At 64.3% G+C, this 26,492-nt stretch carries 22 protein-coding genes; 15 read left to right on the forward strand and 7 right to left on the reverse strand.

Annotated elements, in window-relative coordinates:
* Positions 1–20: 20 nt before the first annotated feature.
* From THIDRDRAFT_RS07625 to THIDRDRAFT_RS07635, 3 genes are read right to left on the reverse strand one after another with little or no spacing between them, the layout of a single operon-like run.
* Complete coding sequence (locus THIDRDRAFT_RS07625) at positions 21–1,379, reverse strand: sensor histidine kinase (protein WP_007040256.1); 1,359 nt, start codon at positions 1,377–1,379, stop codon at positions 21–23.
* Positions 1,376–2,041 (reverse strand): response regulator transcription factor, encoded by a 666-nt coding sequence (locus tag THIDRDRAFT_RS07630; RefSeq protein ID WP_007040257.1) that lies wholly within the window; start codon positions 2,039–2,041, stop codon positions 1,376–1,378. The genes THIDRDRAFT_RS07625 and THIDRDRAFT_RS07630 overlap by 4 nt, the downstream gene beginning before the upstream one ends.
* Positions 2,041–2,397 carry a PepSY domain-containing protein gene (locus THIDRDRAFT_RS07635; protein WP_245535796.1) on the reverse strand — a complete coding sequence of 119 codons (357 nt, stop codon included), beginning with the start codon at positions 2,395–2,397 and terminating at the stop codon, positions 2,041–2,043. The genes THIDRDRAFT_RS07630 and THIDRDRAFT_RS07635 overlap by 1 nt, the downstream gene beginning before the upstream one ends.
* 148 nt (positions 2,398–2,545) lie before the next feature.
* On the opposite strand from THIDRDRAFT_RS07635, the gene THIDRDRAFT_RS07640 reads away from it, so the two are divergent.
* From THIDRDRAFT_RS07640 to THIDRDRAFT_RS07670, 7 genes are all read left to right on the forward strand, one after another.
* The gene (locus THIDRDRAFT_RS07640) at positions 2,546–3,181 is read left to right on the forward strand and encodes a cytochrome b/b6 domain-containing protein (protein ID WP_007040259.1); all 636 of its coding nucleotides are present in this window, start codon (positions 2,546–2,548) and stop codon (positions 3,179–3,181) included.
* Entirely contained in the window at positions 3,178–3,552 is a 375-nt protein-coding gene (locus THIDRDRAFT_RS07645; protein WP_007040260.1) for a DUF1924 domain-containing protein, read from the forward strand. The genes THIDRDRAFT_RS07640 and THIDRDRAFT_RS07645 overlap by 4 nt, the downstream gene beginning before the upstream one ends.
* Positions 3,553–3,623: 71 nt before the next feature.
* A complete protein-coding gene (locus tag THIDRDRAFT_RS07650) occupies positions 3,624–4,238 on the forward strand; it encodes a cytochrome c (protein ID WP_040844257.1) in 615 nt (204 codons plus the stop codon).
* A gap of 152 nt (positions 4,239–4,390) precedes the next feature.
* Positions 4,391–5,101, forward strand: a complete 711-nt coding sequence (locus THIDRDRAFT_RS07655; RefSeq protein ID WP_007040262.1) for an EF-hand domain-containing protein — start codon at positions 4,391–4,393, stop codon at positions 5,099–5,101.
* Positions 5,102–5,501: 400 nt separating this feature from the next.
* Positions 5,502–6,464, forward strand: coding sequence for an ammonia-forming cytochrome c nitrite reductase subunit c552 (locus tag THIDRDRAFT_RS07660; RefSeq protein WP_007040263.1), 963 nt, complete (start codon positions 5,502–5,504; stop codon positions 6,462–6,464).
* Positions 6,461–7,090: a cytochrome b/b6 domain-containing protein gene (locus tag THIDRDRAFT_RS07665; RefSeq protein WP_007040264.1), complete on the forward strand. Its 630-nt coding sequence runs from the start codon at positions 6,461–6,463 to the stop codon at positions 7,088–7,090. The genes THIDRDRAFT_RS07660 and THIDRDRAFT_RS07665 overlap by 4 nt, the downstream gene beginning before the upstream one ends.
* Positions 7,091–7,153: 63 nt before the next feature.
* Positions 7,154–9,340, forward strand: coding sequence for a cytochrome c3 family protein (locus THIDRDRAFT_RS07670; protein WP_007040265.1), 2,187 nt, complete (start codon positions 7,154–7,156; stop codon positions 9,338–9,340).
* Here THIDRDRAFT_RS07670 and THIDRDRAFT_RS07675 read toward each other — a convergent pair.
* Positions 9,337–10,113, reverse strand: a complete 777-nt coding sequence (locus tag THIDRDRAFT_RS07675) for an alpha/beta hydrolase (RefSeq protein WP_245535797.1) — start codon at positions 10,111–10,113, stop codon at positions 9,337–9,339. The two genes, THIDRDRAFT_RS07670 and THIDRDRAFT_RS07675, sit on opposite strands and share 4 nt — an antisense overlap.
* Positions 10,114–10,445: 332 nt before the next feature.
* On the opposite strand from THIDRDRAFT_RS07675, the gene THIDRDRAFT_RS07680 reads away from it, so the two are divergent.
* From THIDRDRAFT_RS07680 to THIDRDRAFT_RS07715, 8 genes are all read left to right on the forward strand, one after another.
* Entirely contained in the window at positions 10,446–11,360 is a 915-nt protein-coding gene (locus THIDRDRAFT_RS07680; protein WP_007040267.1) for an alpha/beta fold hydrolase, read from the forward strand.
* 67 nt (positions 11,361–11,427) lie between these two features.
* Positions 11,428–12,852: an isochorismate synthase gene (locus THIDRDRAFT_RS07685; protein WP_007040268.1), complete on the forward strand. Its 1,425-nt coding sequence runs from the start codon at positions 11,428–11,430 to the stop codon at positions 12,850–12,852.
* Positions 12,853–12,859: 7 nt separating this feature from the next.
* The gene (gene menD, locus THIDRDRAFT_RS07690) at positions 12,860–14,572 is read left to right on the forward strand and encodes a 2-succinyl-5-enolpyruvyl-6-hydroxy-3-cyclohexene-1-carboxylic-acid synthase (protein ID WP_007040269.1); all 1,713 of its coding nucleotides are present in this window, start codon (positions 12,860–12,862) and stop codon (positions 14,570–14,572) included.
* Positions 14,573–14,660: 88 nt separating this feature from the next.
* Positions 14,661–15,521 carry a 1,4-dihydroxy-2-naphthoyl-CoA synthase gene (menB, locus tag THIDRDRAFT_RS07695; protein WP_007040270.1) on the forward strand — a complete coding sequence of 287 codons (861 nt, stop codon included), beginning with the start codon at positions 14,661–14,663 and terminating at the stop codon, positions 15,519–15,521.
* Between the two features lie 164 nt (positions 15,522–15,685).
* Positions 15,686–16,606 (forward strand): 1,4-dihydroxy-2-naphthoate polyprenyltransferase, encoded by a 921-nt coding sequence (locus tag THIDRDRAFT_RS07700; RefSeq protein WP_007040271.1) that lies wholly within the window; start codon positions 15,686–15,688, stop codon positions 16,604–16,606.
* Positions 16,603–17,652: an o-succinylbenzoate synthase gene (gene menC, locus THIDRDRAFT_RS07705; protein ID WP_007040272.1), complete on the forward strand. Its 1,050-nt coding sequence runs from the start codon at positions 16,603–16,605 to the stop codon at positions 17,650–17,652. Before THIDRDRAFT_RS07700 ends, menC begins: the two co-directional genes overlap by 4 nt.
* Positions 17,649–19,229, forward strand: coding sequence for a peptidoglycan D,D-transpeptidase FtsI family protein (locus THIDRDRAFT_RS07710; protein ID WP_007040273.1), 1,581 nt, complete (start codon positions 17,649–17,651; stop codon positions 19,227–19,229). Before menC ends, THIDRDRAFT_RS07710 begins: the two co-directional genes overlap by 4 nt.
* Positions 19,230–19,537: 308 nt before the next feature.
* The gene (locus tag THIDRDRAFT_RS07715) at positions 19,538–21,001 is read left to right on the forward strand and encodes an FtsW/RodA/SpoVE family cell cycle protein (RefSeq protein ID WP_245535799.1); all 1,464 of its coding nucleotides are present in this window, start codon (positions 19,538–19,540) and stop codon (positions 20,999–21,001) included.
* Positions 21,002–21,201: 200 nt separating this feature from the next.
* Here the strand turns inward: THIDRDRAFT_RS07715 and THIDRDRAFT_RS23690 are convergent, their stop codons facing one another.
* The 3 genes from THIDRDRAFT_RS23690 to pta form a co-directional block, all read right to left on the reverse strand.
* Positions 21,202–23,016, reverse strand: a complete 1,815-nt coding sequence (locus tag THIDRDRAFT_RS23690; protein ID WP_007040275.1) for an OmpA family protein — start codon at positions 23,014–23,016, stop codon at positions 21,202–21,204.
* Between the two features lie 106 nt (positions 23,017–23,122).
* On the reverse strand, positions 23,123–24,322 hold the full coding sequence (locus THIDRDRAFT_RS07725) for an acetate/propionate family kinase (protein WP_007040276.1): 1,200 nt from the start codon (positions 24,320–24,322) through the stop codon (positions 23,123–23,125).
* Positions 24,319–26,433, reverse strand: a complete 2,115-nt coding sequence (pta, locus tag THIDRDRAFT_RS07730; protein WP_007040277.1) for a phosphate acetyltransferase — start codon at positions 26,431–26,433, stop codon at positions 24,319–24,321. The genes THIDRDRAFT_RS07725 and pta overlap by 4 nt, the downstream gene beginning before the upstream one ends.
* Positions 26,434–26,492 lie beyond the last annotated feature (59 nt).

Here is a 26,492-nt window from a genome sequence, read left to right on the forward strand (position 1 = left end):
CCACGCCCATCGGCCCGACCTCAGGCCACCGCCGGCAACCTCACCCGCACCATGAGACCGCCCTCCGGGGCGGTGCCGAAGCAGAGCTCGCCACCGTAGGCGTCGATCACGTCACGCACGATGGCGAGCCCCAGTCCGGAACCATCCTTGCGCTCGTCCAGCCGCAGCCCACGCTGCCCCAGCCGCGACAGCTGATTCCCGGCCACGCCGGGTCCGTCATCACCGACCTCGATCTCGACCCAGTGCTCGACCCGCACGCTCACCCGCACCCGAGCGGATGCCCATTTGGCGGCGTTTTCCAGTAGGTTTCCGAGCAACTCCATCAGGTCGTCCGACATGAGCGCCGCCATGACCTGAGACGGCGTCTCCAATTGCCAATCCAGAGACTCACCGTTCGGGGTGCGCTGAAGCGTGCGCAGCAGTCGGCGGGTCGCCTCCACGACATCGACCCGCGCCTGATGGCTGGACGAGCCCGAGCGCACCCGCGCACGGATCAACTCGCGCTCCACACGCCGACGCATGGACTCGGCCAACTGCTCCAGGTCGTCGGCCAGGGCCGGGTTGCCCGACTTGCGCAGACGCTGAGCGTCGGCGATCAGGGCACTGAGCGGTGTCTTGAGACCATGCGCCAGGTCGGCGGTCCAGGCGCGAGCGCGCTCCACGGCCTGAGCACGCGCGGCGAGCAATGCGTTGACCTCGGCGACCAACGGCATGACCTCGTCCGGATAGTCGTCGGCGAGCTGCGGCGACTCGCCCGAGCGAATGGCGCCCAATCCGCGTCGCACCGACTCCAGCGGCGCCAGGCCGGTCTGGATCTGGACGAAGGTCGCCAGGATCAGGACCAGGACGATGAGTCCCAGATAGGGCAGCATGTCGGCCGCGAAGGCATCGCGCGCGGCAACCAGCTCGGCTCGATCGATCGCGACCGCGAGCCTCAAAGAGGTTTGTGGGCCAGAGCCGGACAATAGGATGCGCCGCTCGCGCACCAGAAGCGGCTTGCCGTCCGGCCCAGGAAGCGCGTGGGCATGGACGATGCCCTGCTCCAGATCATCCGCCGGCAATGGAATGAAACCATCCCAGAGTGAGCGCGATCGCAACAAACCCGGCTGTTCCGGTGCATCGATCTGCCAATAGAGACCGCTCAGTGGCTGGGAGAAGCGCGGATCGGACGGCTCGTGCTCCAATTCCACGCCACCGTCGGCCCTGATGACGACGGCCGCCGCCAGCTGATTGAGCTGAACCCGCAATTCGGCACCGATGCGCCGCTCGACGTGGCGCTCGAAGAGCGTGAGCAGACCGATACCGGCGACCAGCAGCGCCACGCCGATCGAGACGACCGCGCTGGCCCACAGCCGAACCCGCAGCGAACGGCGCGTCACACGCCGTCCAGCTCGACCAGATAGCCGAAACCGCGCCGGGTCTGGATCAGGTCCGTGCCCAGCTTGCGGCGCACCCGCCCGACCAGCACCTCGACCGCATTGGAGTCGCGTTCGAAGTCCTGGGCATAGAGCTGCTCGGTGAGTTCGAGCTGTGACACCACCCGGCCGGCGTGCTGCATCAGATAGCTGACCAGGCGGTATTCCTGAGGCGAGAGATGGATGGGAACGCCCTCCACGCTGACCGACATGCGGCGCGTGTCGAGGATGGTCTTGCCGATCTCGATCAGCGCGCTCGCCTGCCCGGCCGAACGCCGGATCAACGCCCGCAGCCGGGCCTGCAGCTCCTCCATGCGGAAGGGCTTGGGCAGATAATCGTCCGCCCCTGCATCGATCCCCTCGACCCGCTCTCCCCAGTCGCCCCGAGCGGTCAGGATGAGGACCGGCATGCGCTGGCCGGCCGCACGCCATCGGCGCAACACCGAGAGTCCGTCCATGCCGGGCAGTCCCAGATCCAGAATGACGGCCGAATAATGTTCGGTGTCGCCCTTGAACCAGGCATCCTCGCCGTCGCGCGAGCGATCGACGACGAAGCCCCCTGCCTCCAGAACGGCTTCGACGGCATCGCCAACCCGGTCGTCGTCCTCGACCAAAAGCACGCGCATCAGTCTTCCTCCACCTTTAGGATCCGCCCGTTCGCGGCATCGACCTCGACCTCCAGCAGGCGACCATCGGTCGCGATGATCTTGAGTTCGTAGAGCCAGCGCGGCGGGCCGTGACCCCGTTTGCGCTTGCGCTCGAACTCGACCTCCACCACATCGCCCGGCACCTGAGTCGCGACGCTGGCGAGGATCTCGGCGATGGGGCGCACCTCACCGCGCCGCAGCGCATGACGCGCGCGCTCGTGATCGTGCTTTTCATCCTCGTCCCAATGACGGTCATCAGGCTCGGCCCAAACCGGCATCACCATCAAAGCGACCAGCAGCCCCAGAACAAAGCGACGACGAGGTGTGTTTGGCATCTTCATGGTGGGCATTGTGCCTACAGAGTGGCTGACAGATCGCTGACAAGGGCTCACAGGATTTGGTCAGCACCGCTCCGATAGTCTGCGCATCACAGACCGCCACGCCAGGCGATCACTGGAACCCGCGACGACGGAGGAGCGATGCATGAGGACGACCGCCGACATCACCGATGAGGCCAAAACCAGCGCCGACCGGACCGCTCGCACGCGGGTATGGGATCCGCTGGTGCGGATCTTCCATTGGTCGTTGGTGGCCGGATTCGCCACCGCCTACCTCGTCGAGGACGAACTCCTCGACCTCCACGTCTGGGCCGGCTACCTGGTTCTGGGTCTCGTCACGATACGCATCCTTTGGGGATTCGTCGGAACCCGGCATGCGCGTTTTGCCGATTTCGTGCACGGGCCACGCCAGACCCTCGCCTATCTGAGGGACGCGCTGCGATTCCGCGCACCGCGCTATCTGGGTCACAACCCGGCCGGCGGGGCCATGGTGGTCGCGCTCCTGATCGCGGTCGCGGCGACCGGCCTCAGCGGACTGGCGCTCTTCGGCGCCCAGGAGTTCGCCGGCCCCCTGGCCGACCTCATGAGCGGCGTCTCGAACGCCACCGCGCACCGTCTCGAAGACGTTCACGCCTTCTTCGCCAATCTCACACTGGTCCTGATTTTCGCCCACCTCGCCGGCGTCATCTTCTCCAGCCTGGAGCACCGAGAAAACCTCGTTGCGTCCATGTTCAACGGACACAAGCGTTCACCCCACTCAAACGGAGACAACAGTCAATGAAGCATCTCAGCGGACTCGGCAAGCAGACCCTCATCGCACTCATCGCCGCCGGAACCCTGTCCGCTCCGGCAGCACTGCTCGCCGCCGACCCGGCTGCGGGCGCGGCAGGTTGGACCAAGGAATACCCGGCCCCGGACGGATCCAAGGCACGCAGCTGCGCAACCTGTCACGGCACGGACCTGACCCAACCGGGTCGCCATGTCAAAACCGGAAAGACGATCGACCCCATGGCGCCCTCGGTCAACCCGCAACGCCTGACCGACGAGAAGAAGGTCGCCAAGTGGCTGCTGCGCAACTGCCGCTGGACGCTCGGACGCGAATGCTCGGACACCGAGAAGGCCGACTTCATCGCCTACATCAAGACCCAGTGAACGCCAAGACCCAATCAATACCAAGCTCCAGAGAGACCGTCCCCATGCAACCCACGCAACGATATCGAGACATGAAGACACCCAAGATCGCGCTGCTGATCACGCTCGGACTCCTGTCGCTCGGCGGCGCAGGACTGGCCTTCAGCGACGACGACGATGACGACGGCGATCGCCACGGTTCGCACCACGAAAAACATGGGAGCTGGTTCGGATCGCGATCGGACATCGCGCCCAACACCAATCCGACCTACACCGAGGAGTGTGGATCCTGTCACATGGCCTATCAGCCAGGATTGCTGCCGGCCCAGTCATGGGCCCAGATCGTCAACCCGGCGGCACTGGCCAACCATTATGGCGACGACGCCTCGCTGTCCGACGCACTGGTGCTCGAACTCAGCACCTATCTGACCCAGAACGCGGCCGATACCAGCAGCCGGACCCGCTCGCGCGCCTTTGCGGTCGCCTCGGCGGACAACGCATCTGGAGGCCAAACCGAGAGCCTGCCGCGCATCACCCAAACCGCCTATTTCCTGCGCAAGCACGATGAGATTCCGGCACGGATGGTCACCGACAACCCAGACGTCGGCAGCTTCAGCCAGTGCAACAGATGCCACCAAGGCGCTGCCGACGGCGACTTCAACGAGCATCGGGTCAAGATCCCCAACTTCGGAGCTTGGGAGGATTAAATTCGCGAAGATGGATGGCGAGATGTCAACGAAAATGCAGGCAGAGACTGCAATGCTAAACCGGCTGAACCCCTGAGCGCTTCCGTCGTGCCGGCCCGGAGCCACAGACGCCTCGACCAGCCGACGGCAGACAAACCCGACGGAGAGCAACGATGAAACAGATGACTCGCACCTTGCTGATTTCAGCCGCCATCGCGGCAAGCGGCTATGCGCTGCCCACCCTGGCCCAGACCCAGGGCATGCCGCGCGGACCCATGACCTTCGCTGGCTTCGATCGCAACGGCGATGGCACGGTCTCGCAGCAGGAATTCGATGCCGTGCGGGCCGAGCGCATGGCGGCCATGGCTGCCGCTGGCGCACCGATGCGCGGCGCGGCGAATGCGCCGAGCTTCGCCGATTTCGACGCCAACGGTGACGGGCGCATGACCGCCGACGAATTTGCTGCCGGACGCCAGGCCCGCATGCAGAACCGTACCGGAATGGGCATGGGCCCCGGCTCTGGCGGCGGACAGGGCGGAGGAATGGGCCCCGGCTACAGTCGCGGGCCAGGCATGGGCCCCGGCGCGGGGATGGGCCCTGGAATGGGGCGCGGAATGGGTATGGGACGCAACATGCCCGCCTTCGCCGACTTCGACCTGAACCACGACGGCAACCTCACCGAGCAGGAGTTCTACCAGGCCCGAGCCAATCGCATCGCCGAACGCTCGCAGCAAGGCTACCCGATGCGCAATCTGGGCAACGCGCCCGAGTTCGGAGCGATCGACCTGGATGGTAACGGTCAGGTCAGCCAGCAGGAGTTCGCCACAGCCCAGGCCCAGCATCGTCAGCAGATGATGCAGCGAATGGCACCTCCGGCCCAATAGCCTGCAGTTCCACACGTTCAGCCCCTAGTGGCCGGTCCGCCCACGGCGAGACCGGCCGGATCCCCCTGCCCCCCCGCGACATCCGTTCCGCCATGATCCGACTGAAGGCGGATCGAGATTGCCTCGACTGGATCGATTCGCACGTCCCGTCCTTCCCGAAACCCTCAACGGCCAAATAGGCGTCAGCGCAATCCGTCGGAGGATCCCAAAGGGCCGTCGATTTAGCTGTTAAACTGGCGCTCCTAGACCCGGCTCAGCCATATCAGGAGCGGCACCAGCACGCCCAGATGCGATGCGTCGGCATCCCGGACAAGGCCCAGAGAAAGGTGGCGCCGAGGCGCGGCAAAACGGCCGAATGATTCCCGAAGAGAGAACGCGATCCATGCGAACAAGAGGGGTTATGAGCGACCGCAACATCGACTCCAGACTCAAATGGACGGCGCCGGCATTGGCCGCCGGGTGGTTTCTGATCCTTTCGGGTCTGGTCGGAACGCATGTGGCGTGCGCAGGATCGGAGACGGCCGACAACAAGGCCTGTCTACGCTGCCACCAGATGACGACACTTGCCTACCGCGATCCGGAGACAGGCAAGATCGTCGACCTCTCGATCGACCCCAAGGCCCTGTCGCATTCGGCGCATGGAGAACTCGCCTGCTCCGACTGTCACGCTCCCGACTTCGAGCGTTACCCGCATCCGCAACGTCTGAAGAACGAGTCACTGTCGTGCGTCCGCTGCCACGAGGGTCAGGACGACGCAGCCGAACGTCTGTACCGATTCCAGACCATCGACGAGGAATTCGAGCACAGCGTCCACGCCACCTCGGACGATCCGAAGGTCGCGGGCTTCAGCTGTCATAGCTGTCACGATCCGCACGCCTTCCGCAACTCGCAGGTCGGAGAGGACATTGCCCAGATCGTCCGAGCCGACAACGCGATCTGTCTCTCCTGTCATACCAAAGTGCAAGACCCCTTGCGCGATCCGCATACCTGGCTACCGAATCGGGAGAAGCACCAAGAGTCGGTGCGTTGCCTCGACTGCCACACCCCCGTGTCCGAGGACGGCCAGACGGTGTCTCACCAGATCCTCGCAGGGAATGACAGCAATCGCGACTGCGTCAACTGTCATTCCAAGAAGCCGCAACTGCTGAACCGTCTCTATCAGTACCGATCGGAGACGGATCTGGCGAACCAAGGCTGGGTATCGAAGGCCCTCTTCAACGAAGCCTATGTCGTCGGCATGAGCCGCAGCCCACTGATCGACCGTCTGGCACTGGCCATCATCGGCATCACCCTGCTCGTTCTGGGTGCCCACGGCTACGGACGTTACCGGGCGCATCGGCGCTCGAAGGAGGATCAAGCATGAGCCAGCTCTATCTCTACGCCCGCTGGGTGCGCATCTGGCACTGGATCAATGCCCTGCTCTTTCTGACGCTCATGTATTCCGGCGCGAGCATGCACTTCAATGGCGCCGTTTTGCTGCTGGATTTCCAGACGGCGATCACGGTCCACAACACCGCTGGCATCCTGCTGACCATCGGCTGGATCGGCTTCGTCATCGGCAACCTGATCTCCACCAATGGCCGCCACTATCATGTCCAGCTGAAGGGGTTCATCGGGCGACTGATCGCGCAGAGCCTCTATTACGGCTACGGCATCTTCAAGAATGCACCCCATCCTTTCCATCCGAGCGCCGAGGCCAAGCTCAACACACTGCAGCAGATCACCTACATCGGGGTCATGTATCTGCTGATGCCACTGCTGATCATCAGCGGCTGGGCCTTTCTCTTCTCGGTCTACCTGCCCGAGACCCTGCTCGGCATCGGCAGCGTCTGGGTGGTGGCCATGTCGCACCTGACGATCGCCTATCTGCTGGTGCTCTTTCTGCTGGTCCATCTCTACATCATCACGACCGGCGAGACGGTGATGACGAACATGCGCGCCATGCTCACCGGATGGCACCGCGACTCGCATCAGGAAACGGAGGGATAGGCACTCGCCTCCCCGGATATCCGAGTGCGACCGCCTTGGCTGGAATCATCAAGAGTGACGACCATGAAACCGCTCCAGAATCTGCTCTCCACACCCGCCAGACGTCGACTCCTGATCGTGGCACTGGTGCTGATCGCCCTGACGCTGGCCTACAAACGGCTCTACCCGCTGATGTTCGAGTCCTATGTCGGCGAGACCAACGCCCGACTGACCTACGACAGCAGCAAGACGCTCACCGACGCCGAATTCGAGGCGCTCGCCACGGATCTCAGCCGGGAGGCGCGCTATCGCAAGGCCGACTCGATCGTCGAAACCGACCAGGCCCCGTTCGCGCGCCAGGTCAAGATCGAGATACTGATGGGCACCGAGTCGGTGGTGCGCGACGCCGAACCTTCGCACATCAAGTATTTCCGCGACGCGGGCATCCGGCGCTACGAAGGGCCAGACACCTGTCTGACCTGTCACGCGACCATCAAGATCGATCACCCGGACGGCAGCGTCTCGACCATCAACACACTCAACGACATCGTCAACTCGGTGCACTTCAAATTCCAGAGTAGCTCGGGCGGATTCTCGACCTACGGCTATGACGGTCGCCGCGTCAACAGCGGCGTGCACAAGATCCCGGTCGGCAAGATCGACCGCGCCTGCGGCATTCCGGGAAGTTTCACCTGGACCGGCTGGGCCGCCCTGGTCACGGCCAAGCCTGAGCACGACGGCAAGGTCGAGCCCCAGCTCCGCAGCGAGGGCTGCGGCCAGTGCCACATCGGCGGCAACTATCAGCCAGCCACCGAAAAGATGATGCCGATCGGCGACGTGCCCAACGAGGTCAAGGAGGGAATCGACTGTCTCATCTGTCACTCGACCCAGTACGATATGAACCGTCGCGTCGTCATCCGCGACGCGCACGGACTGCGCTGGGACCAGGACCGCAGCATGCGCGCCGCGCTGACCGTCGGCCCGATCCGCGCCGAGAACTGTCTGCGCTGTCACCAGCACAACATGGGCGGTGACACCTACACCCACAACGCGGCGGCCCAGCAACCTGGCTATGAGCACCAACGCATCCTGCATCGCGGGGCCAAGCGCGGCAATCCGTTCAGTCCCCAAGACGACGCCCATGCCGCCGCCGGACTGGAATGTACCGACTGCCATCGTCCCGAGGGCCACAAGATCCCGCGCGGTCGCAAAGGCGTCGATCTGGTCGCCAACGACCTTCCCGGCAAGGAGGTCTCCTGCGAGAGCTGCCATTCCCGGGCCCCGCACAACAACTCCGAGCACAAGGCGCTGCTGAACGGACACATCGACCGCCTGGCCTGCGAGACCTGTCACATTGAGGAACTCCAGCCGGACAACGTCGTTCTGCGCGACTGGGTGCATCCGACCTGGAACGCGGAAGAGGGCATCTGGGAGCCGACCGACATCTATCGTTCCGGCGCGCCCGGCAAGGGCTTCACCTTCCTCTGGTTCAACGGCAACGGAACCTTCCTGGCCAACGCATTGGGCAACAATCCAAACGGATCGGACGTCTATAACCCGCTGATGCGACAGATCGCGCGGATCGACGATCCCGAGGTCATCGCCGCCGTGCGCACCAAGGCCGTCGAGCTGAAACAGCAGTATCCGGACATCGACGTCGAGCGCTACGTCCAGATCGCCACGAACCCGGTGTCGCAGCTCACACCGGACATGCTGAAGAAGCGCGAGACCATGGTCAGGGACAACCTGCGCGGTCCGATGAATGAGGGCGAGAGCCGCATCTATCCCTTCAAGCTCTTCAACGCCATGATGTACGAGGACATGTCGAACCAGGGCCCCTTCGGAGCCATGATCCTGCCATTCGACTACAAGACCTACTATGAAACGGGCAACAGCAAGGCTGCGGTGGCCAAGGCCGTGCAGGACCCCATCGTCCAGCGCATGTATCAGGAGCCCTTCAAGCTCTACATGATGGACGAATTCATGGCCTACTTCGGCGTCACCAACGGCTGGAAAACCGACTATCCCATCGTCGACGGCACACTGGTCAACGTCGAACCCCATTGGATGCGCCAGATGGGAACCCTGATGGTGAATCACGGCATCCAGCGCGCGGGACGCGAATGCACCGACTGTCACTCGCCCAACGGCATCATGGACTTCGCCAAGCTGGGCTATACGCCCGAGCGCACCGCCGAACTGGAAAACGTCGACATCGCCGAGGAGGTGGAGTCAGGGGATGGGCGCGCCCAGAGCGGCTCCAACGACTAGCCGGGCGCGATCAGGGATCGGATCGCATCGGTCGCCGCGCGAAGGACGGCGTCGCTACGGGCGGCGCCGTTCGCGTTCAAACGCCCGCAGACCAGACGACAGAGCCAGTCGGTCGGCGACTCGAAGTCGCAATGGTCCGCACCACTGAAACGCAGGATGCGCGCCTGGGCCGCAACCGCGTAGACGGCGAGGCCGTTGTTGTAGGCATTGCAGGACGATGGATCTCCGAACAGACCGATCAGCGGGCGCTCCATCCCCGACGCCATACGCCGTCCGATCCCGTCGGCGTCGACCAGATCCAGGGTGACCACACCCAGTGCGCGCGGATCGTTGCGCCCAGCGACCAACGCGGCCAAGGCCCCGGCCGAAAATCCGGCATAGACGACCCGTTTGGCGCCCAACGCATCCGCCAGCGCCATCATGTCGAACCCATTCTGGACATGGCTGCCATCCCAGGGTCGAACGTTGCAGAAATCGAGCGTGGCGACGCTCAACCCGGTCGAGGCCAGCGACTCGGCCAGCCCCGCCATGCGGTCGCGGCTGCGCAGAAAGCCGTGCCCCAGGATCACCAAATCGCCCGTCCGAGCCGCGTCGGGACGATAGAGGCTGTAGTCCAGCGCGCAGCCGGTGCGCGAGGCGATCGCTCCCGTCTCGACCGCGATCGGGCTCGACCCGAAGCGCACGGCCTTCTCCACGGCATCGACCCTCGGCTGTCCCGGTTCGACCTGGAGCAGCGGACCGAAACACCCCGCCAATGCCAGACAAGCGGCCAAGACAGCGGTAAACTTGGCTCGACATGGAGCTGTCGGTCGAATCTGACATCGGTCGTATTTCATCGCAGTCGAACACCTTTGATACCTGACGCCATGGAAAGCCCGATTCACGAACGCAATCGTTTGATTTTTTTTGAAATGCCACCTCGGCCTCGGTAACCGGAAGGGTGAGCATCGAGATCCGCGAGCACCCGAAATCCTGGGCCGGCAGGAACCAGTGCAGCCGATCCGATTCAAATGGCTGCCCCCCGCATCCGCGCCCCGATCCCATTGGATCGGCGCGGCGCGCACCGCGAACGACCCAGAACCGAACTCAAATGAGGTATTACGAAATGGACTCCGCCATCAATTCCGCAACCGACCCAGCCAAACCTGGATCCTCCTCGCTCGTCAGCGCCATCGACGCCCCGAGCCATGATTTCATCAGCCAGGCAGCCGGTCGGATCCACTATTACGTCGACGACAGCGCATCGGGACGCCCCCTGGTGCTGATCCACAGCATCAATGCCGCGCCCAGCGCCTTCGAGATGAAGCCGCTGTTCGATCGCTTCCGCTCGCAGCGTCCGGTCTATGCGCTCGACCTGCCCGGCTTCGGACGTGCGGATCGCAGCAAACGCCGCTATTCGCCCGAACTGTACGCCGGCGCCATCAGCGATTTCCTGGAAGAGGTCGTCAAGACACCCTGCGACCTGGCGGCCTTCTCGCTCGGCTGCGAATTCTCCGCCAAGGTGGCTGCGCAGAAACCCGAGCTGGTTAAATCGCTGGCCCTGATCTCACCCACCGGTTTCAACATCCGGGGTCTACCCACCGGAGCGGCCGCCGAGCGCGCCTACAAATTCCTCAGCGTCCCGGGTATCAACGACGGACTCTATGGTCTGCTGACCACGCGTCCCAGCATTCGCTTCTTCTACAGGCAGGCCTTCGTCGGCACCACGCCGCCGGAACTCGTCGAATATGCCCACGCGACCTCACACCAGCCAGGCGCCAAGTACGCACCGCTCTATTTCCTGTCGGGCCAGCTCTTCACCCCAAAGGCATCCGAGACGCTGTACGACACACTGACCCAGCCCGTGCTGGTGATCTATGACAAGGATCCGAACATCGATTTCCACGAGTTACCGGACTTCCTCGGTCGTCACCCCAACTGGCGCGCCGAACGCGTCGGTCCGACCCGCGGACTGCCTCAATGGGAGAAACCGGCCGAAACTGCCGACGCCATCGCACGTTTTTGGGCCTCGCTCCAGTAAACTCGGCACCTGATCCCCAAGCAAGCCCCGCCATGGCCGCGCCGTCGAGACTCCGGACGGCGCGGCCATGGCGGGGCCCCCATTATCCCGCACTCACCGCCCACTCATGCTGCAACCGCTCAAAGTCCTCGAGCAACTCAAGGCTCGTTTACGCGAGGCCGTCGCCCTACTCCCGCTCGATCGAAACGCGGGATATGCCTCGATCATTCTCGAACTCCCGCACGGCCTGACCCACGCGCCCGACATCGCCGGTCCTCGATTCCTGTTCGCGCACAGCCATCGCGGCGACCTGCGAGCCGGCTATGGCATCGCCGGGGAATGGCGCGCCGAGGGGCCGAAGCGACTCGACATCCTCCGGGCGAAGGCTCGCGCGGTGGCGGCCGATTGGCAGCATTTCGACCCCGACGAAACGGGCTTCACAGGGTTCGGCATGCTCGGTCTCGCCGCCTCTCCGAATCCATCCCAGTCGAAAGAAAGCGATCTTCCGAACGCCATTTTCTGGTTGCCCGAGCTGGCGCTCACCTCCCACGCCGGCCAGGCGGCCCTGGTGCTCACCACCCCGCTGCCCTCGACGCTCGATGCGCTGCTGACCCGCTGGGAGCCGCTGCTCGACCGTGTGGTGCCGCTACTCGACGTCCCGGCTCAGGACCCGCTCACCCAGGCCCATTTGGACCCAGGCGACAGCACGCCGGACCAGGACGACTGGCGCGAACTGGTCCTGACCGCGCTCGACGAGATCGACCAGGAGCGCTTCGAAAAGGTCGTGCTCTGGCGCCGGTTGCGGCTGCAGGGACACCGACGCTTCGATCTGACCCGGCTGAATGCCGCGCTGGCCTATCTCTTCCCCTCCTGCCAGGTGGTGAACATCCGTCTGCATGGGGCCAGCTTCGTCGCCGCCACGCCCGAGCGTCTCTTCACCCAATGCCGCGACCGGGTCGAGGCCGACGCACTCGCCGGCACCGCCTGCCGCGCCGAGGATGCCGATCTCGACGCCGAGATCACCCGCGACCTGCAGCACTGCGAGAAGAATCTGCGCGAGCAGCGCGTGGTCGCCGATGCCGTCTCCGAGGCGCTCACCCATTGCTGCAGCCACGTGGAACCGCCCGACGGTCCGCGCATCATGCAGCTCAACAACGCCCAGCATCTCTGGAGCCTCATCCGTGGCCATCTGAAACCGGGCGTCGACGTTTTCCGTCTCACCGATCTGCTGCACCCGACACCGGCGACCAACGGTCAGCCGCGACAGCAGGCGCACGATTGGTTGCGCGAGCACGAACCGCTCGAACGCGGCTGGTACACGGGCACGGCCGGCATCGTCGAGCCCGATCTGACCGGCGAGCTCTGGGTGCTGCTGCGCTGCGCCCGGATCGACGACCGCGTGGCCGACCTCTTCGCCGGCGCCGGGATCGTCGCCGGCTCAGACCCCATGGCCGAATGGCAGGAGACGGGTCACAAGCTCGCGGCCATGTCCACCGCGCTCCAGTTCGCCTGAGTCCCGCATGACCGAAACAGCGGATCTCGGCTGTCGCAATCTGCGCTGGGCGCTGGCCCTGCTCGACGGACTGGCGGACGGCGGCCTGCGCCGCCTAGTCGTCTCGCCCGGATCGCGCTCGACTCCATTGGTCATGGCCGGCCAGCATCATCCGGCGATCGAGCTCACGCCCATCCTCGACGAGCGCAGCGCGGCCTTCTTCGCACTGGGGCTGGCCCGAGCCTCGGGCCGTCCGGTCGGACTGGTCTGCACCTCGGGCAGCGCGCCCGGTCATTGGATGCCGGCGGTCATGGAGGCCTCCCAGTCCGAGATCCCGCTGATCCTGCTCTCGGCCGACCGTCCACCCGAACTGCGCGGCTGGGGCGCCAACCAGACGCTCGACCAGAGCCGCTTGTTCGACGGTTTCGTGCGCGCGTTCCACGACCCGGGGCCGGCCGAGGAAGGCACTGCCGCGCTCAAGATGATCCGCGCGCTCGGTGCCCGCGCCGCCGCCGTGAGCCAGGGCGACTGGCCCGGTCCCGTGCATCTCAACCTACCCTTTCGCGAGCCGCTGGTCCCTCGCACGGGCTGCGAGCCCCAGCGACTGGCGATCCCGGCCTGCCCCTCTCCATGCACGGTGCCGGAATCGGATATTCCCATCCCCACGTCCGTTCGGGATCTGGCATCGCATCTGAGCGGACGCGGAATCATCTGCTGCGGTCCGGGCACCTGGTCGCGCCAGGCGACCGAGGCGCTCTGGAGCTGCGCCGAACGGCTCGGCGTCCCCGTGCTCTGCGACCCGCTCTCGGGTCTGCGCTTCGGTCCAGGCCCCGAGCACCGCATCGCCCGCTACGACAGCCTGCTGCGCGACCCGGCGACCGCCGAGACCCTGAGGCCGGACTGGGTGCTGAGGTTCGGACGCGTCCCCGTATCCAAGACGTTGCTGACCTGGCTGACAGATCTTCCGACCTATCTGGTCGACCCCGGGGCCGGATGGAGCGACCCCAGTCACGACGTCAGAATGCGTATCCAGACCGATCCGGGCGCCGTCTGCCGCTGGATCGCCGACTCGGATCCTTCGCCCGCCGACAGCGGCTGGCTGGCGGCCTGGATCCGAGCGGAGACGGATCTCGACGCCTCGATCGACGCCTATCTGGCCGAATCGCCCTGGTGCGAGGCCCAGTTGATCCGCGATCTGCTGGCGACCCTGCCGCCCGAAGAGGGTCTGCTGTGCGCCAACTCCATGCCGATCCGCCAGATCGACACCTGGTCGGGCACCCGTGCAGCGCCCCTGCATCTGTTCGGCAATCGCGGCACCAGCGGGATCGACGGCCAGACCTCGACGCTCGCCGGCCTCAATGCCGGAGGCGTTCCGACCACCGCCCTGCTGGGCGACCTCTCATTCCTCCACGACCTAAGCGGACTGGCGCTGCTGCAAGGGCTCGACCGCCCCTGCATCCTCATCAATAATGGTGGCGGCCGTATCTTCGACTATCTGCCCCAGCACGGACTGCCCGACTTCGAGCGGCTCTGGCGCACGCCGGTCGATGTCGATCTGGCGTCGCTGATCCGATCCTTCGGCATCGCCCATCGGACGGTCGAAGACGCAACGGGCTTCCGCCAGGCGCTGACCCAGTCCCTGGCCGATGGCGAAGGCAACGCCGGAGTCATCGAGGTACGGCTCGACGGAGACCTCAGCCGACGCATCCATCGCGACTTCTGGACGCGTCTCGCCGGCTGACGACACAGAACATCAAACAGGCGAGCGTCTAAGGACGCCCGCACTCAGCTTCACCAATCGACGAGGTTTTTCGGTGGAATCAGATCAGATGCAGCGAACCGGGGATCAGTCTGGCTCGGAGCTTGCCCCTATTCAGTGGGAAAGCCACCCGGATTGCAGCTATGAGGACATTCTCTACCATCGGGCGGAACACATCGCCAAGATCACCATCAACCGGCCCGAGGTGCGCAACGCCTTTCGCCCCCAGACGGTACGCGAGCTGATCGATGCCTTCCATCGGGCGCACATGGACCCGGAGATCGGGGTCATCATCCTCACCGGTGCCGGCGATCTGGCCTTCTGCTCGGGCGGCGACCAGCGTATCCGCGGGCACGAGGGTTACAAGGACGAGGCCGGCGTCGAACACCTCAACGTGCTGGAACTGCAGCGCCAGATCCGCACCCTACCCAAGCCGGTGGTCGCCATGGTCGCGGGCTATGCGATCGGCGGCGGTCATGTGCTGCACCTCATCTGCGACCTGAGCATCGCCGCCGACAACGCGCGCTTCGGTCAGACCGGCCCCAAGGTCGGCAGCTTCGACGGCGGATTCGGCGCCGGGCTCATGGCCCGCACCGTGGGGCTCAAGAAGGCCAAGGAGATCTGGTTCCTCTGTCGCCAGTACGACGCCCAGGAGGCGCTCGACATGGGCCTGGTTAACACCGTCGTCCCACTGGCGGAACTGGAGACGGTCACGGTCGACTGGTGCCGCCAGATGAATCGCCTCTCGCCGTCCGCGCTGCGCATCCTCAAGGCCTCCTTCAACGCCGACACCGACGGACTCGCCGGCATCCAGGAGCTGGCCGGAAACGCCACAGCGCTCTTCTACACCACCGCCGAGGGACAAGAGGGACGCAACGCCTTCCTCGAAAAGCGCCAGCCAGACTTCGGCAAGTTCCCGAGACGTCCCTGAAGAGAGACTGATTAACCGCAAAGGCGCAGAGGGCGCGAAGGAGAGATCCGGGTTCAAGGTTCCGGGCGGTCATTCCTGGGATCGCCGAGTGGAGGATTTATGCATCCTATTCTTTGCGTCCTTCGCGCCTTTGCGGTTCAAACCAACATTCCAGCCGACACATCATGAACCAGACCCAAGAGGCCAGCCTGCCTGGCCAACACCAGCACATGCCGCCGCTGCTGACCCGCTGGATCGCGGCGGCGCGCCCCAAGACGCTGCCACTGACGGTGACACCGGTCGTCGCGGGCATCGCGATCGCAGTCGCCGAGACCGGATCACTGTCTCTCTGGATTGCGCTCTGCACACTGCTGGGCGCGGTGGCGATCCAGATCGGAACCAACCTCTACAACGACGCCTCCGATTTCGAGCGCGGCACGGACACCGAGGAACGGCTCGGCCCAGCGCGCGCCACCGCGCAGGGCTGGTTCACCGCCCGCCAGGTGAAGATGGCGGCGCATCTGATGTTCACCCTCGCCTTTCTGATCGGACTTGTCCTGCTGATGCACGGCGGCTGGCCAATCCTCGCGGTTGGACTCGCCTCGCTCGCCGCCGGCTATGCCTATACCGGCGGACCGCGCCCCATCGCCTACGGCCCCTATGGCGAACTCTTCGTGCTCCTCTTCTTCGGCATGGCGGCCGTCGGCGGCACCTATTATCTGCAGACGCTCGATTTCGGCTGGATGCCGCTGCTTGCCGGATTCGCGCTGGGTCTGCCGGCGGCGGCCGTGCTGACGGTCAACAACTATCGCGACCTGGACACCGACCGCGCCGCCGGGCGCCGCACACTCTGTCACTATCTCGACCGTCCAGGCGCCCGTCTGCTCTATACGGCGCTCCTTCTGCTGCCGGTTCCCATCCTCATGGAGGCCGGGCTGCCCGGGGCTAGCTGGCCATTGCTCGCGGCACTGCCGCTAGCCATCGTCCTGAGCGCCCGACTCTTCCGTGGCGCAAGCGGTGAGGCACTGAACGTCCAACTCGCACAGACGGCCCTCTACCAGAGCGCGCTGGTCGTGCTCATGATCATCGGGTTTCTGATCGCTTGATCGACCGGCTACAGATCCAGGCCTACGACCTGCCGCTGCGCCAACCCTGGTCGAGCGCCAAAGGCGGATTCGATCGGCGTCGAGGCTGGTTGGTTCGCCTGGAGTCCGAGGGTCTCGTCGGTTTCGGCGACTGCGCGCCCTTGCCGGCCGCCGGCACCGAGACCCAAGAGACGGCTTGCAGCGCTCTCGAGTGCATCGGAGCGGCGGCATCGGGTGATTCGGCCGACAGGCTTCTAGAACGGTTCGAGGTCGAGCTGAGCACTGCGCCAGCGACCCGGTTCGCCCTCGATTGCGCCCTCGCCGACCTGGCGAGCCAGCGTGCAGGAATGCCTCTCAGACAGCATCTATCCCCTTCCTCGGCCGACCGGGTGGCGGTCAACGCCATGCTGGGGCCTCTCGATAGGGTCATGGAGAAAGACCTCGTCGACGCCACCGAGCACGGCTTCCAGGTCATCAAACTCAAGGTGGGGCTGGGCCCGTTGGACGAGGAGATCGCCCGTCTGAGCGAATGCGCCCGCCAGCTGCCGTCCGACATGCGTCTGAGGCTCGATGCCAACGGAGCCTGGACCCAGCCGGAGGCCGAGCGACTGCTCGATGCCCTGATCGCACTCCCGATCGAGTCGATCGAGGAGCCGCTGCACGACCCGACGCCCGAAACGCTCGCGGCGCTCCAGACACGCGCCCCCTTCCCACTGGCGCGCGACGAATCCATCCAGGGGCTAGGCCACGATCTGGATCCGGCCGCGCTCGGAGTACGACGCATCGTCATCAAACCGGCCGCGCTCGGCGGATTGACCCGCACCCTGGCGCTCGCACGCCGGGCCGAGGCAGCCGGCATCGAGGTCGTCATCACCAGCCTGGTCGAGAGCGCGGCCGGCCTCTGGCCCAGCGTCCAGCTCGCCGCCGCTATCGCTACCCCCCTCCCACACGGGCTCGCGACGGCGAACTGGCTGGCGGAGGATCTGGGCGCACCACCCCGCGCGAAGTGCGGCTGGATTCGTCTGCCCACGACACCCGGATCCGGATTCAGACCGACCGTCCCATGACCCCGCCGCTCGATCCAGCACTCTGGCCCAGCCTGCGGCTAGCGCTCCACATCTTCTTTTTCATGGCGGTCTTCTTTCTGCTCAAACAGCTGTTCGAGCTGCGCGACCAGGCCCAACTGCGCCATCTCGCCAAACCCAAGGGCGCCTTTCGCGTCCCCATGCTGATCCTGACCCTGCTGTTCGGTGGACTGCTCATCTACCAGGCCAGCTGGCAGTTGACCGGCATGTTGCGCCCCCAATTCATCGCCTTCATGCAACTGCACGACCGGCGCGAGTTCAATCCGGCCCATTGGATCCAGCGCGGTCGTATCCTCGACCGCAACGGCGAGGTGCTGGCCTACAGCGAGGAGATCCAGGGCAAGGTCTATCGACTCTATCCGGACGGACCGGTCTTCTCGCCGGTGGTCGGATACAGCCAGCCCAGATTCGGGGCAACCGGCATGGAGGCGGTGGCGACGGTCCATCTCAACGGCGGCGCACCGGCCGATCTGAGCGGCTGGGGCGAGTTGGGACGTCAGATCGTCGGGGGCGTCCAGCGTCCGCGCGGCCAGGATCTGCGCCTGACGCTGGACGCCGAACTGCAACGTATGGCCGTCGCGCGTATCGGCCAGCGGCGCGGCGCGGTCGTGCTCATGAACCCGAACAACGGGGACATCCTGGTCCTGGCCAGCGTGCCCTCCTACGACCCAAACCGCATCTCGTCCGAGCTCTTCCTGAACCCGGATCCGAGCGCCCCCCTGCTCAATCGCGCCACCCAGGGACTCTATCCGCCCGGATCCACCTTCAAGATCGCGGTCGCCGCCATGGCGCTGGAGCGGGGCTTCAACGACACCATCGACTGTCCGGCGGACGGTTACACCACCTCGTCGCGCTATCCCAAGATTCGCGATCACGAGTATTACAACGCCAAAAAACGCGGATCGATCTGGCGAGGACATGGCCGCATCGACATGACCCATGCCCTGGCGCGCTCGTCCAATGTCTTCTTCGCCAAGCTGGGCGTGCTCGAAGGTCACCAGGCCTTTCGTAATTTTGGCAAACGCACCCTCATGGATCGTCAAATCACACTGCATCAGACGCCTTACGGGAGCTATCGGATGCGTACCGGCCAGATGCCGCGACTCTCGCCCAAGGACCGCTACGGGCTGGCCCAGCTGGCGATCGGCCAGGGCGCGCTCCTGGTGACACCGGCGTACATGGCGCTGCTGACGGCCGCCGTCGCCGACCAAGGAGTCGCGGCCAGACCACGCCTCATCGACAAGGATCCGCCTCAGGCATTGGCGCGCTTCATGAGCAAGGACACCGCCGACCGGCTCGCGGTCATGATGCGCACTGTGGTCACCGAGGGTACGGCACGCGGCATCGATGATCCGAACCTCTCGATCGCCGGCAAGACGGGCACGGCCCAGAACCCGCAAGGCGACTCGCACAGCTGGTTCGTCGGATTCGCGCCGACCCAACGGCCGACGCTCGCCATCGCGGTTCTCGTCGAAGGGGCCGGCTACGGGTCGGCCGTCGCCGCACCCATTGCGCACGATCTGCTGTTGGCGGCTCGAGCCAAACAGGGGTTTCACTGAGTCAGCGGTCAGCGGTCAGCGGTCAGCGGTCAGCGGTCAGCGGTCAGCGGTCAGCGGAAAAACGGGCCGAGATCGGTCGGTTTCGGTTCCAGACTGAAAGAGAGGGTCAGGTGACGGCTGGAGGCGTCGACAGCAGAGATGCTGTCGCCAAGCCGACAAGGAGGCATTCACGGCATCCCCCGACAGCCGTTACCCGGCCCGGAACAGACCGACAAACCATTCAGGCTGCGTATCAGACAACACGCCGCCTCAAACCGATACCCTTATCCAGGACCGAGATGCAATCGAACCCTCCTTCTCGATCGACGATGCCCGCATTCATGGACGCCTGGCTCGCGCGCTGGCCGGAGCGTCAAATCCTGATCTGGAGCGCGCTCACGATCGGGCTTGGGTTTCTGATGGTCATCGGCTCAGGATATGCAGACGGACATCCACCGGATGCGCGCGCACTGCTGCCGCTGGGTGTCTATGTCCTATCGCTCACGGTCATGCATCTGACCCTGGTCCTAGCCCGCTTCCAAGGCGATCAGATCCTCGTCGGCACCCTGGCCTTCCTGGCCGGCTTCGGCCTGCTGGCCCAATACCGCATGGGCGGCATCCGGTTCGACGATCTCGCCAGACCGGATCTCTATCTGCTCCCCGGCGGAATCCTGCTGATGCTGACCCTATGTCTCGCCCTGATGCGGGGCCGCTACGAGCGGCTCGCCGATTGGATGTGGATCTGGGCCGGGGTGTCGCTGGCGCTGGTCGCGGTGCTGCTGGTCTTCGGACATCGCTACCGGGGTGCCGTCTACGGGGCCGGACTCATCACCCCGACCGAGCTGCTCAAGGTGACCGTGGTGCTCTTCCTGGCCGCCTTCATCGAGCGTCACGGAAAACGTCTGGGCAACTGGGGCCAAACCGCCATCCCCCGACCACCGCTGCGCGCCCTGCTGCCCCTGGCACTCTTTTGGATCCTGCTGACCGGCCTGCTCTTGCTGCAACGCGATCTGGGCCTCTTCGTCGTGCTCAGCATGACGCTGATGCTGATGCTCTTCGTCGGCACCGGACGGGCCGGATACCTGATCCTGGGCGCACTGCTCGCCTCGGCCGCCGGCTATCTCGTCCTGGAGGTCTTCTCGCACGGCCAACGGCGTGTCGCCGCCTGGCTTTCCCCATTCGAGGATCCCACCGGAAACAGCTGGCAGATCTTGCAAGGACTCTCAGGCATGTACTCGGGCGGACTCTGGGGCGAGGGATTCGGCGAGGGGCATCCCGAATACACCCCGATCGCCCAGTCGGACTTCATCTATGCGGTGATCGGCGAGGAACTCGGCTTCGTCGGCTGCGCTCTGCTCGTGGTCTTTTTCCTGATCTTCTTCAGTCGCACGCTCGGCGTCGCGGATCAGACTCGATCCGGTTTCGGCAGACTCATCTGCGTCGGTTTGACCAGCGTTCTCGCCATCCAGTCCTTCCTGAATCTGGGCGGCGTGACCAAATTCATTCCACTGACGGGCATCACCCTGCCCTTCATCAGCCACGGCGGCAGCAGCCTGATCACCGGATTCATCAGTCTGGGTCTGATCCTGGCGATCTCGGAGGGCTCGCCTACACGCCGCCGACACACCCAATCCACACCCAAGACGAACCGTCGCTCGTCCCAGCGCACGTCGAACAATCCCAAAGGAAAACCATCGAAAAAGTCGACGAAAAAAGGATCAGGAGCCAATTCCTCCGCGATCGTCGCGCCTGCAAAGGGTTGCGGCAAAAAGAAGACCACAAGGCCTGGTTGAATCGACAGTCACGAGACCGTCATAAAGAAGACCAACCAACCTGAACAGCGCCATCGGCGCGGTAGGGCAAACATGTTTTCGCATCCAGAACGCGCTCAACATTTCAATCAGTCGCCGACGGAACGGACGGAGATGTCACCTTGCCTCCAATATCCGGTCGGGCTTGAATAACCCGACCGGACAAGGGAGCACCTCCGGGATCAATCGAGCAAGTAGATCTCGACCCGGCGGTTCAGGCTACGCCCATGGGCCGTTGCGTTGGTGGCGATCGGACGCTCGGAACCCACCCCCTCGGCGCTGATCCGATCGGCGCTGACACCGAGTGATACCAGAGCCTGCCGCACCGCCTCGGCACGCCGCTTCGACAGAGAAAGGTTCAGATTCTCGCCTCCACTGCTGTCCGTGTGACCTTCAACCCGGACGCGCAGATCGGGCTGCTTGGCGAGCAGTTCGGCAACACGATCGAGACTGGGAAGCTTCGCCGCGGGCAGTTCCGCCTGGCCCGGCGAAAAACGCAGCTCGCTCTCGGCCAAGCGCACCAGGACACCCTGAGGCGTGTAGGTTCCACCCATTTCGGCGTACCCACTATAGAGCGCGCGCAGCTTGGCGATTTGGGCCTCGGCATCGCGACGCGCCGCCGCTTCCCTCGCCAGGATTTCCTCGTCCTTCTCGGTGATGGCGGCATCCTTTTCCATGACCTCCTTGCGCGCCGTCTCCAGGCCCTCCTCAAGCGCAGCAATCCGGGTCTGGGCCTCCACCAGACGTTGCGCGGTCGTCTCGTCGATTTCGGACCCGCTCTCACGTGCCTGAGCCAATTCGGCTTCGAGCAGTGCCAGCTTCTCGCGCATCGCGTCCAGCTCGGCCTGAGCACCGTCCTGTGTCTCCGCGACCTTGCCTTTCTCCTGCTCCAAATCCGCTTCGAGCGAGGCGACTCGTGCCTGCGCCTCCTCCAGACGCTGCTTCAACGCCGCATCGGCCTCTCCGATGGTCGCACGGGTCTGCTCCAATTCCTGTTTAGAGGCCGACAATCTGGACTTGGCCTCATCGAGCGACGTTTGCAGCGCCGCGATAGCCGCATCATGCTGCTCCTGCAGCGCGGCGCGTACCTCTTGCTCGGAGGCCAGACGCGCGTTCAGCTCGGCGAGTTGAGTCGCCATCTCCTCGGAGGCCTGTCCGGCATCGCCTTGAGCGGACTCCTGGGCGACAACCAACTCGGCCTTGGTCTGCTCGAGCGCGGTTTCGGTCTGTTCGAGCTTGGCCTGCGCCTCGGCCAACTGCTCGCGCGTCGCCTCATGCTCCGACGTCAGCGCATCCAGCTTGGAGTGGGCCTCGTCGAGCTGCTGGATCAACGCTTGGAGATCGACGCCATCCTCGTCCTCGGACTTCGGCAAGACACCGATCTCTTGAGCGGTACGTACCAGGTTTTCGTCCATCGGGGTGGTGCGCGCCAGATTGACCCGCTCGTTGAGGTGCTGTTCCAGCTCGGCGATCTTGGCCCGGTGCTCCTCTTCGGTCTTGGCGATGACTTGATCGACCTTGTCGAGCTGGCCCTTGAGCGTGATCGCGCGTTCGTGCGTGGACTCGTAGAGCTTCTCCAACTCCGTGTTGGCCGCCACCAGGGCCTGCTTCTCTTCCTCGGCCTTGGCGGTCTTCTGACGCGCATTCTCGAGCGCCTGCGCCTGATCCGCCTTCAGGCCCTCCATCGCCTGTTCGAGTGCCGTTTTATCCTGCTTCAGCCCCGCGATCTGCCCGGACAAGTCCGCAATCTCGCTCTTGTGCTGCTCATTGAGAGACTGGATCTGGGTGCGGATGGATTCCTCCACCTCTTCGGAATGCATACGCCGAGCGTCCGCATCATGCATCTCCGTGAGCGACTGTGCGATCTGGGCATCCTTTTCCGCGATCTCGGCCTTGAGTTGATCGTCGTACCACTCATACAACGAATAGACCCCAGTCAAGGCAATAAATAAAAATATGGCGATGAGTTTCCAGAACGACGTGCTGGAGTCGGACATCGTCACCTCCTCGGTGGCTTGTTGGCGAATAGTGCTCTTAAGGCTCTTTGCGCCGCCAATTATCCAGCATTTCCGGGGTTGGTGCGCAGCCCGACTCCAGACGATCTCAACTCACCGTTGCGAGCGCCTGCTGGGCGATCTCCAACTCCTCGTTGGTGGGGATCACCAGCAGCTTGACCTCACTGTCCGAGGTGCTGATGAAGCGCTCGCCCGGAGCGCGCTCGGCATTCACCGCTTCGTCCAGCTCGATCCCCAACCGCTTCAGTCCCTGACAGGCGCCGTGACGGATTTCGACGGAGTTCTCACCGATTCCCCCGGTGAAGACGACCGCATCGACCTCGCCCAACTCGGCGTAATAGGCACCGATATATTTCTTCAAACGATGCAGGGTCATGTCGATCGCCAGCTGGGCGCGCTTATTGCCATCGGCGGCCTGATGGGTGACCTCGCGCATGTCGTTGACGCCGCAGACACCGAGCAAACCGCTCTGGCGATTGAGCAGATGACTGACCGCAGCGGCATTGAGATCTAGATTTTTCCAGAGGTAGATGAGCACCGCCGGATCGATATCGCCCGAACGGGTCCCCATCACCAGCCCTTCCAGCGGGGTCAGCCCCATAGAGGTATCGACACACTGACCGTTGCGAATGGCGGCGGCGCTCGCTCCGTTACCCAAATGCAAGGTGATCAGATTGCATTCGGCAAGCGGCTTGCCGAGCATCGCCGCAGCACGCTTGGAGACGTACTGGTGCGAGGTGCCGTGGAACCCGTAGCGACGGATGCGATGCTCGACGTAGAGGTACTCGGGAATCGCATAGCGATAGGCTACGGGCGGCATGGTCTGGTGGAAGGCGGTATCGAACACCACGACCGAGGGCACGCTCGGGAAGTGCTTGCGCGCAACCTCAATACCGGCCAGATGACCCGGGTTGTGCAAGGGAGCGAGCGGGATGACGCTGCGGATCTCGTCCTCGACCTCATCGTCGACCACCACCGGATGCTTGAAGTGCGGTCCACCATGCACCACCCGGTGACCGATCACGCTCAACTCCGAGACATCCTCCAGGACACCCTGCTCTTGGAGCTTGTCGACAATATGGTCGATGCCCTCTTGGTGGGCCGGAATCGCACGATTGTCCTCGGAGCACTGACGGTTGCCATCGGCGTCGATCCAGACAAGCTTGAGGTCGCCCTCGGCCTCTCCGATGCGGCCGATCTGGCCGCTTGCGAGCGCCACCCAGTCGTCGCTACGAAAGAGCTGGTACTTGATGGAGGAACTGCCCGAGTTGAGTACCAGGACTTTCATTCTGCGTTTCCCTCGATGCGAAGATCGTTCTCGGCCTGCGCCTGGATGGCGGTAATGGCGACGGTATTGACGATATCGGTCACGGTGCAGCCTCGACTGAGGTCGTTGACCGGCTTGTTCAGCCCCTGCAGCACGGGGCCGATGGCAACCGCGCCGGCACTGCGCTGCACGGCTTTATAGGTATTATTACCTGTATTGAGATCGGGGAAGACGAGTACGCTCGCGTGACCGGCAACATCGCTGCCCGGCATCTTGGAGCGAGCGATCTCCTCGTCCACGGCGGCGTCGTACTGGATCGGGCCCTCGACCTTGAGCTCGGGATGGCGCTCGCGCACTAGGCTCACCGCCTCGCGCACCCGGTCGACGTCCTCGCCCTTGCCCGAGCTGCCGCTGGAGTAGGACAACATGGCGATGCGCGGCTCGATCCCGAAGGCGGCGGCGGTCGCGGCCGAGGTGATGGCGATGTCGGCCAGTTCCTCGGAATTCGGATTGGGGTTCACGGCGCAGTCGCCGTAGACCAGCACCTGATCCGGCAGACACATGAAGAAGACGCTGGAGACCAGCTTGACGCCAGGCTTGGTCTTGACCGTCTCGAACGAGGGCCGGATGGTGTGCTGCGTGGTGTGGGTCGCGCCCGAGACCATGCCGTCGGCGTCGCCCTGATAGACCATGAGGGTGCCGAAATAGCTGACGTCCTCCATGAGATCGTAGGCCATCTGCTCGGAGATGCCCTTGTGCTTGCGCAGCTCGTAATAGGTGCGGGCGTAACGCTCGCGGTTGATCGAGTGCGTCGGATCCACGATGCGGATGCTGTCGAGCTTGAGACCCAGCTCCGAGATACGGCGCTGGATGCGATCGGGATTGCCGAGCAGGGTCAGGTCGGCGACCTGACGCAGGGTCAGAATCTCGGCGGCGCGCAGAATACGCTCGTCGGCGCCCTCGGGCAGCACGATACGCTGACGGTTGGCCTTGGCACGACGAATCAGCTCGTACTCGAACATGATCGGGGTCACGCGGTCGGAGTGGCGTATCGACATCCGCTCGCGCAGTTCCTCGACATCCACGTACTCCTCGAACAGACCGAGACCGGCGGCGATCTTGCGCTTGTCACCCGCGAGGATGCTCGCCTCGATGCGATTGAGGTTCATCGCCGTGGTGAAGGTATCGCTCTCGACCGACAGGATCGGCACGCTGGTGCGACGCAGCCCCTCGATCAGGGTCTGAACCCGCTCCGCCGGACGCAGACCACCGGTCAGCAGTAGACCGGCGACGCGCGGGAAGGCGGTGGAGACATCCGCCGCGAGACTGGCGAGGATGATGTCCGAGCGGTCACCGGGGGCGATGATGAGACTGTCGTCCTCGATGTGACCGAGGAAGCTCGGGATCTCCATCGCGGCGATCTTGTAGTTGGTCACGGCCTGGCGCAGACCGTCCTCGTCGGCATAGAGGGTGCTGGCGTCGAGCACCTGGGCGATCTCGCCCACCGTCGGCATGCCAAGCGACGGCTGCTCGGGCAGCACATAGACGTTCTCGGTGTCGCTCAGCAGATCGCGAACGCGAGTCTTCACCGTCTCCAGATCCTCCGGGGCGACCCCGTTGACGATACTGGCGAGGAAATCCGCACCGCGCTCGCGCATCAGCTCGTGGGTGATGTGCAGCGCATCCCATGCCTCCTGCTGGTTGCGACCGAAGCCGGGCACGACCGGTACCAGCGCGCATCCGCAGTTGTTCGCCAGATCGACGTTGAAACCGAACTCCAGGGACGGAATGAGGCCGCCGAAATCGGTTCCGGCACAGACCACCAGATCGCAATGCTCCTCAAGCATCTTGTATTTGTTCATGATGAGTTTGAGCAACTCATCGTAGCGGCCGCTGCCGACCAGCTTGCGCACGGTTTCGACCGTGCAGCCATAAAGCATTTCGGGAGGGAACGGCAGGTCGTAGCGACTGGAGATCAGGTTGGTCAGATTGTCCGTCCCGTTGTCCCTGGGAGCAAACGGCCGGAAGAATCCAATCCGGCGATTCACGGACGACAACATCTCCATGAACCCCAGGACCACCACGGACTTGCCGCTACCAGCACTGGCACCAGCGATATAAACGCTTTGCATTGATCTGCCTCTTGACGAAAAAACACCCGGCGACACATGCGCCAAGTGCTGCAATGCGA

The organism is Thiorhodococcus drewsii AZ1, from assembly GCF_000224065.1.
Classification (GTDB): Bacteria; Pseudomonadota; Gammaproteobacteria; order Chromatiales; family Chromatiaceae; genus Imhoffiella; species Imhoffiella drewsii.

Excerpts from the sequence above, each read along its gene's own strand:
- THIDRDRAFT_RS07630 (WP_007040257.1), bottom strand. The coding sequence starts at position 2,041 with ATGCGCGTGCTTTTGGTCGAGGACGACGACCGGGTTGGCGATGCCGTC.
- THIDRDRAFT_RS07635 (WP_245535796.1), bottom strand. The coding sequence starts at position 2,397 with ATGCCAAACACACCTCGTCGTCGCTTTGTTCTGGGGCTGCTGGTCGCT.
- THIDRDRAFT_RS07640 (WP_007040259.1), top strand. The coding sequence starts at position 2,546 with ATGAGGACGACCGCCGACATCACCGATGAGGCCAAAACCAGCGCCGAC.
- THIDRDRAFT_RS07645 (WP_007040260.1), top strand. The coding sequence starts at position 3,178 with ATGAAGCATCTCAGCGGACTCGGCAAGCAGACCCTCATCGCACTCATC.
- THIDRDRAFT_RS07650 (WP_040844257.1), top strand. The coding sequence starts at position 3,624 with ATGAAGACACCCAAGATCGCGCTGCTGATCACGCTCGGACTCCTGTCG.
- THIDRDRAFT_RS07655 (WP_007040262.1), top strand. The coding sequence starts at position 4,391 with ATGAAACAGATGACTCGCACCTTGCTGATTTCAGCCGCCATCGCGGCA.
- THIDRDRAFT_RS07660 (WP_007040263.1), top strand. The coding sequence starts at position 5,502 with ATGAGCGACCGCAACATCGACTCCAGACTCAAATGGACGGCGCCGGCA.
- THIDRDRAFT_RS07665 (WP_007040264.1), top strand. The coding sequence starts at position 6,461 with ATGAGCCAGCTCTATCTCTACGCCCGCTGGGTGCGCATCTGGCACTGG.
- THIDRDRAFT_RS07670 (WP_007040265.1), top strand. The coding sequence starts at position 7,154 with ATGAAACCGCTCCAGAATCTGCTCTCCACACCCGCCAGACGTCGACTC.
- THIDRDRAFT_RS07680 (WP_007040267.1), top strand. The coding sequence starts at position 10,446 with ATGGACTCCGCCATCAATTCCGCAACCGACCCAGCCAAACCTGGATCC.
- THIDRDRAFT_RS07685 (WP_007040268.1), top strand. The coding sequence starts at position 11,428 with ATGGCGGGGCCCCCATTATCCCGCACTCACCGCCCACTCATGCTGCAA.
- menD (WP_007040269.1), top strand. The coding sequence starts at position 12,860 with ATGACCGAAACAGCGGATCTCGGCTGTCGCAATCTGCGCTGGGCGCTG.
- menB (WP_007040270.1), top strand. The coding sequence starts at position 14,661 with ATGCAGCGAACCGGGGATCAGTCTGGCTCGGAGCTTGCCCCTATTCAG.
- THIDRDRAFT_RS07700 (WP_007040271.1), top strand. The coding sequence starts at position 15,686 with ATGAACCAGACCCAAGAGGCCAGCCTGCCTGGCCAACACCAGCACATG.
- THIDRDRAFT_RS07710 (WP_007040273.1), top strand. The coding sequence starts at position 17,649 with ATGACCCCGCCGCTCGATCCAGCACTCTGGCCCAGCCTGCGGCTAGCG.
- THIDRDRAFT_RS07715 (WP_245535799.1), top strand. The coding sequence starts at position 19,538 with ATGCCCGCATTCATGGACGCCTGGCTCGCGCGCTGGCCGGAGCGTCAA.
- THIDRDRAFT_RS23690 (WP_007040275.1), bottom strand. The coding sequence starts at position 23,016 with ATGTCCGACTCCAGCACGTCGTTCTGGAAACTCATCGCCATATTTTTA.
- THIDRDRAFT_RS07725 (WP_007040276.1), bottom strand. The coding sequence starts at position 24,322 with ATGAAAGTCCTGGTACTCAACTCGGGCAGTTCCTCCATCAAGTACCAG.
- pta (WP_007040277.1), bottom strand. The coding sequence starts at position 26,433 with ATGCAAAGCGTTTATATCGCTGGTGCCAGTGCTGGTAGCGGCAAGTCC.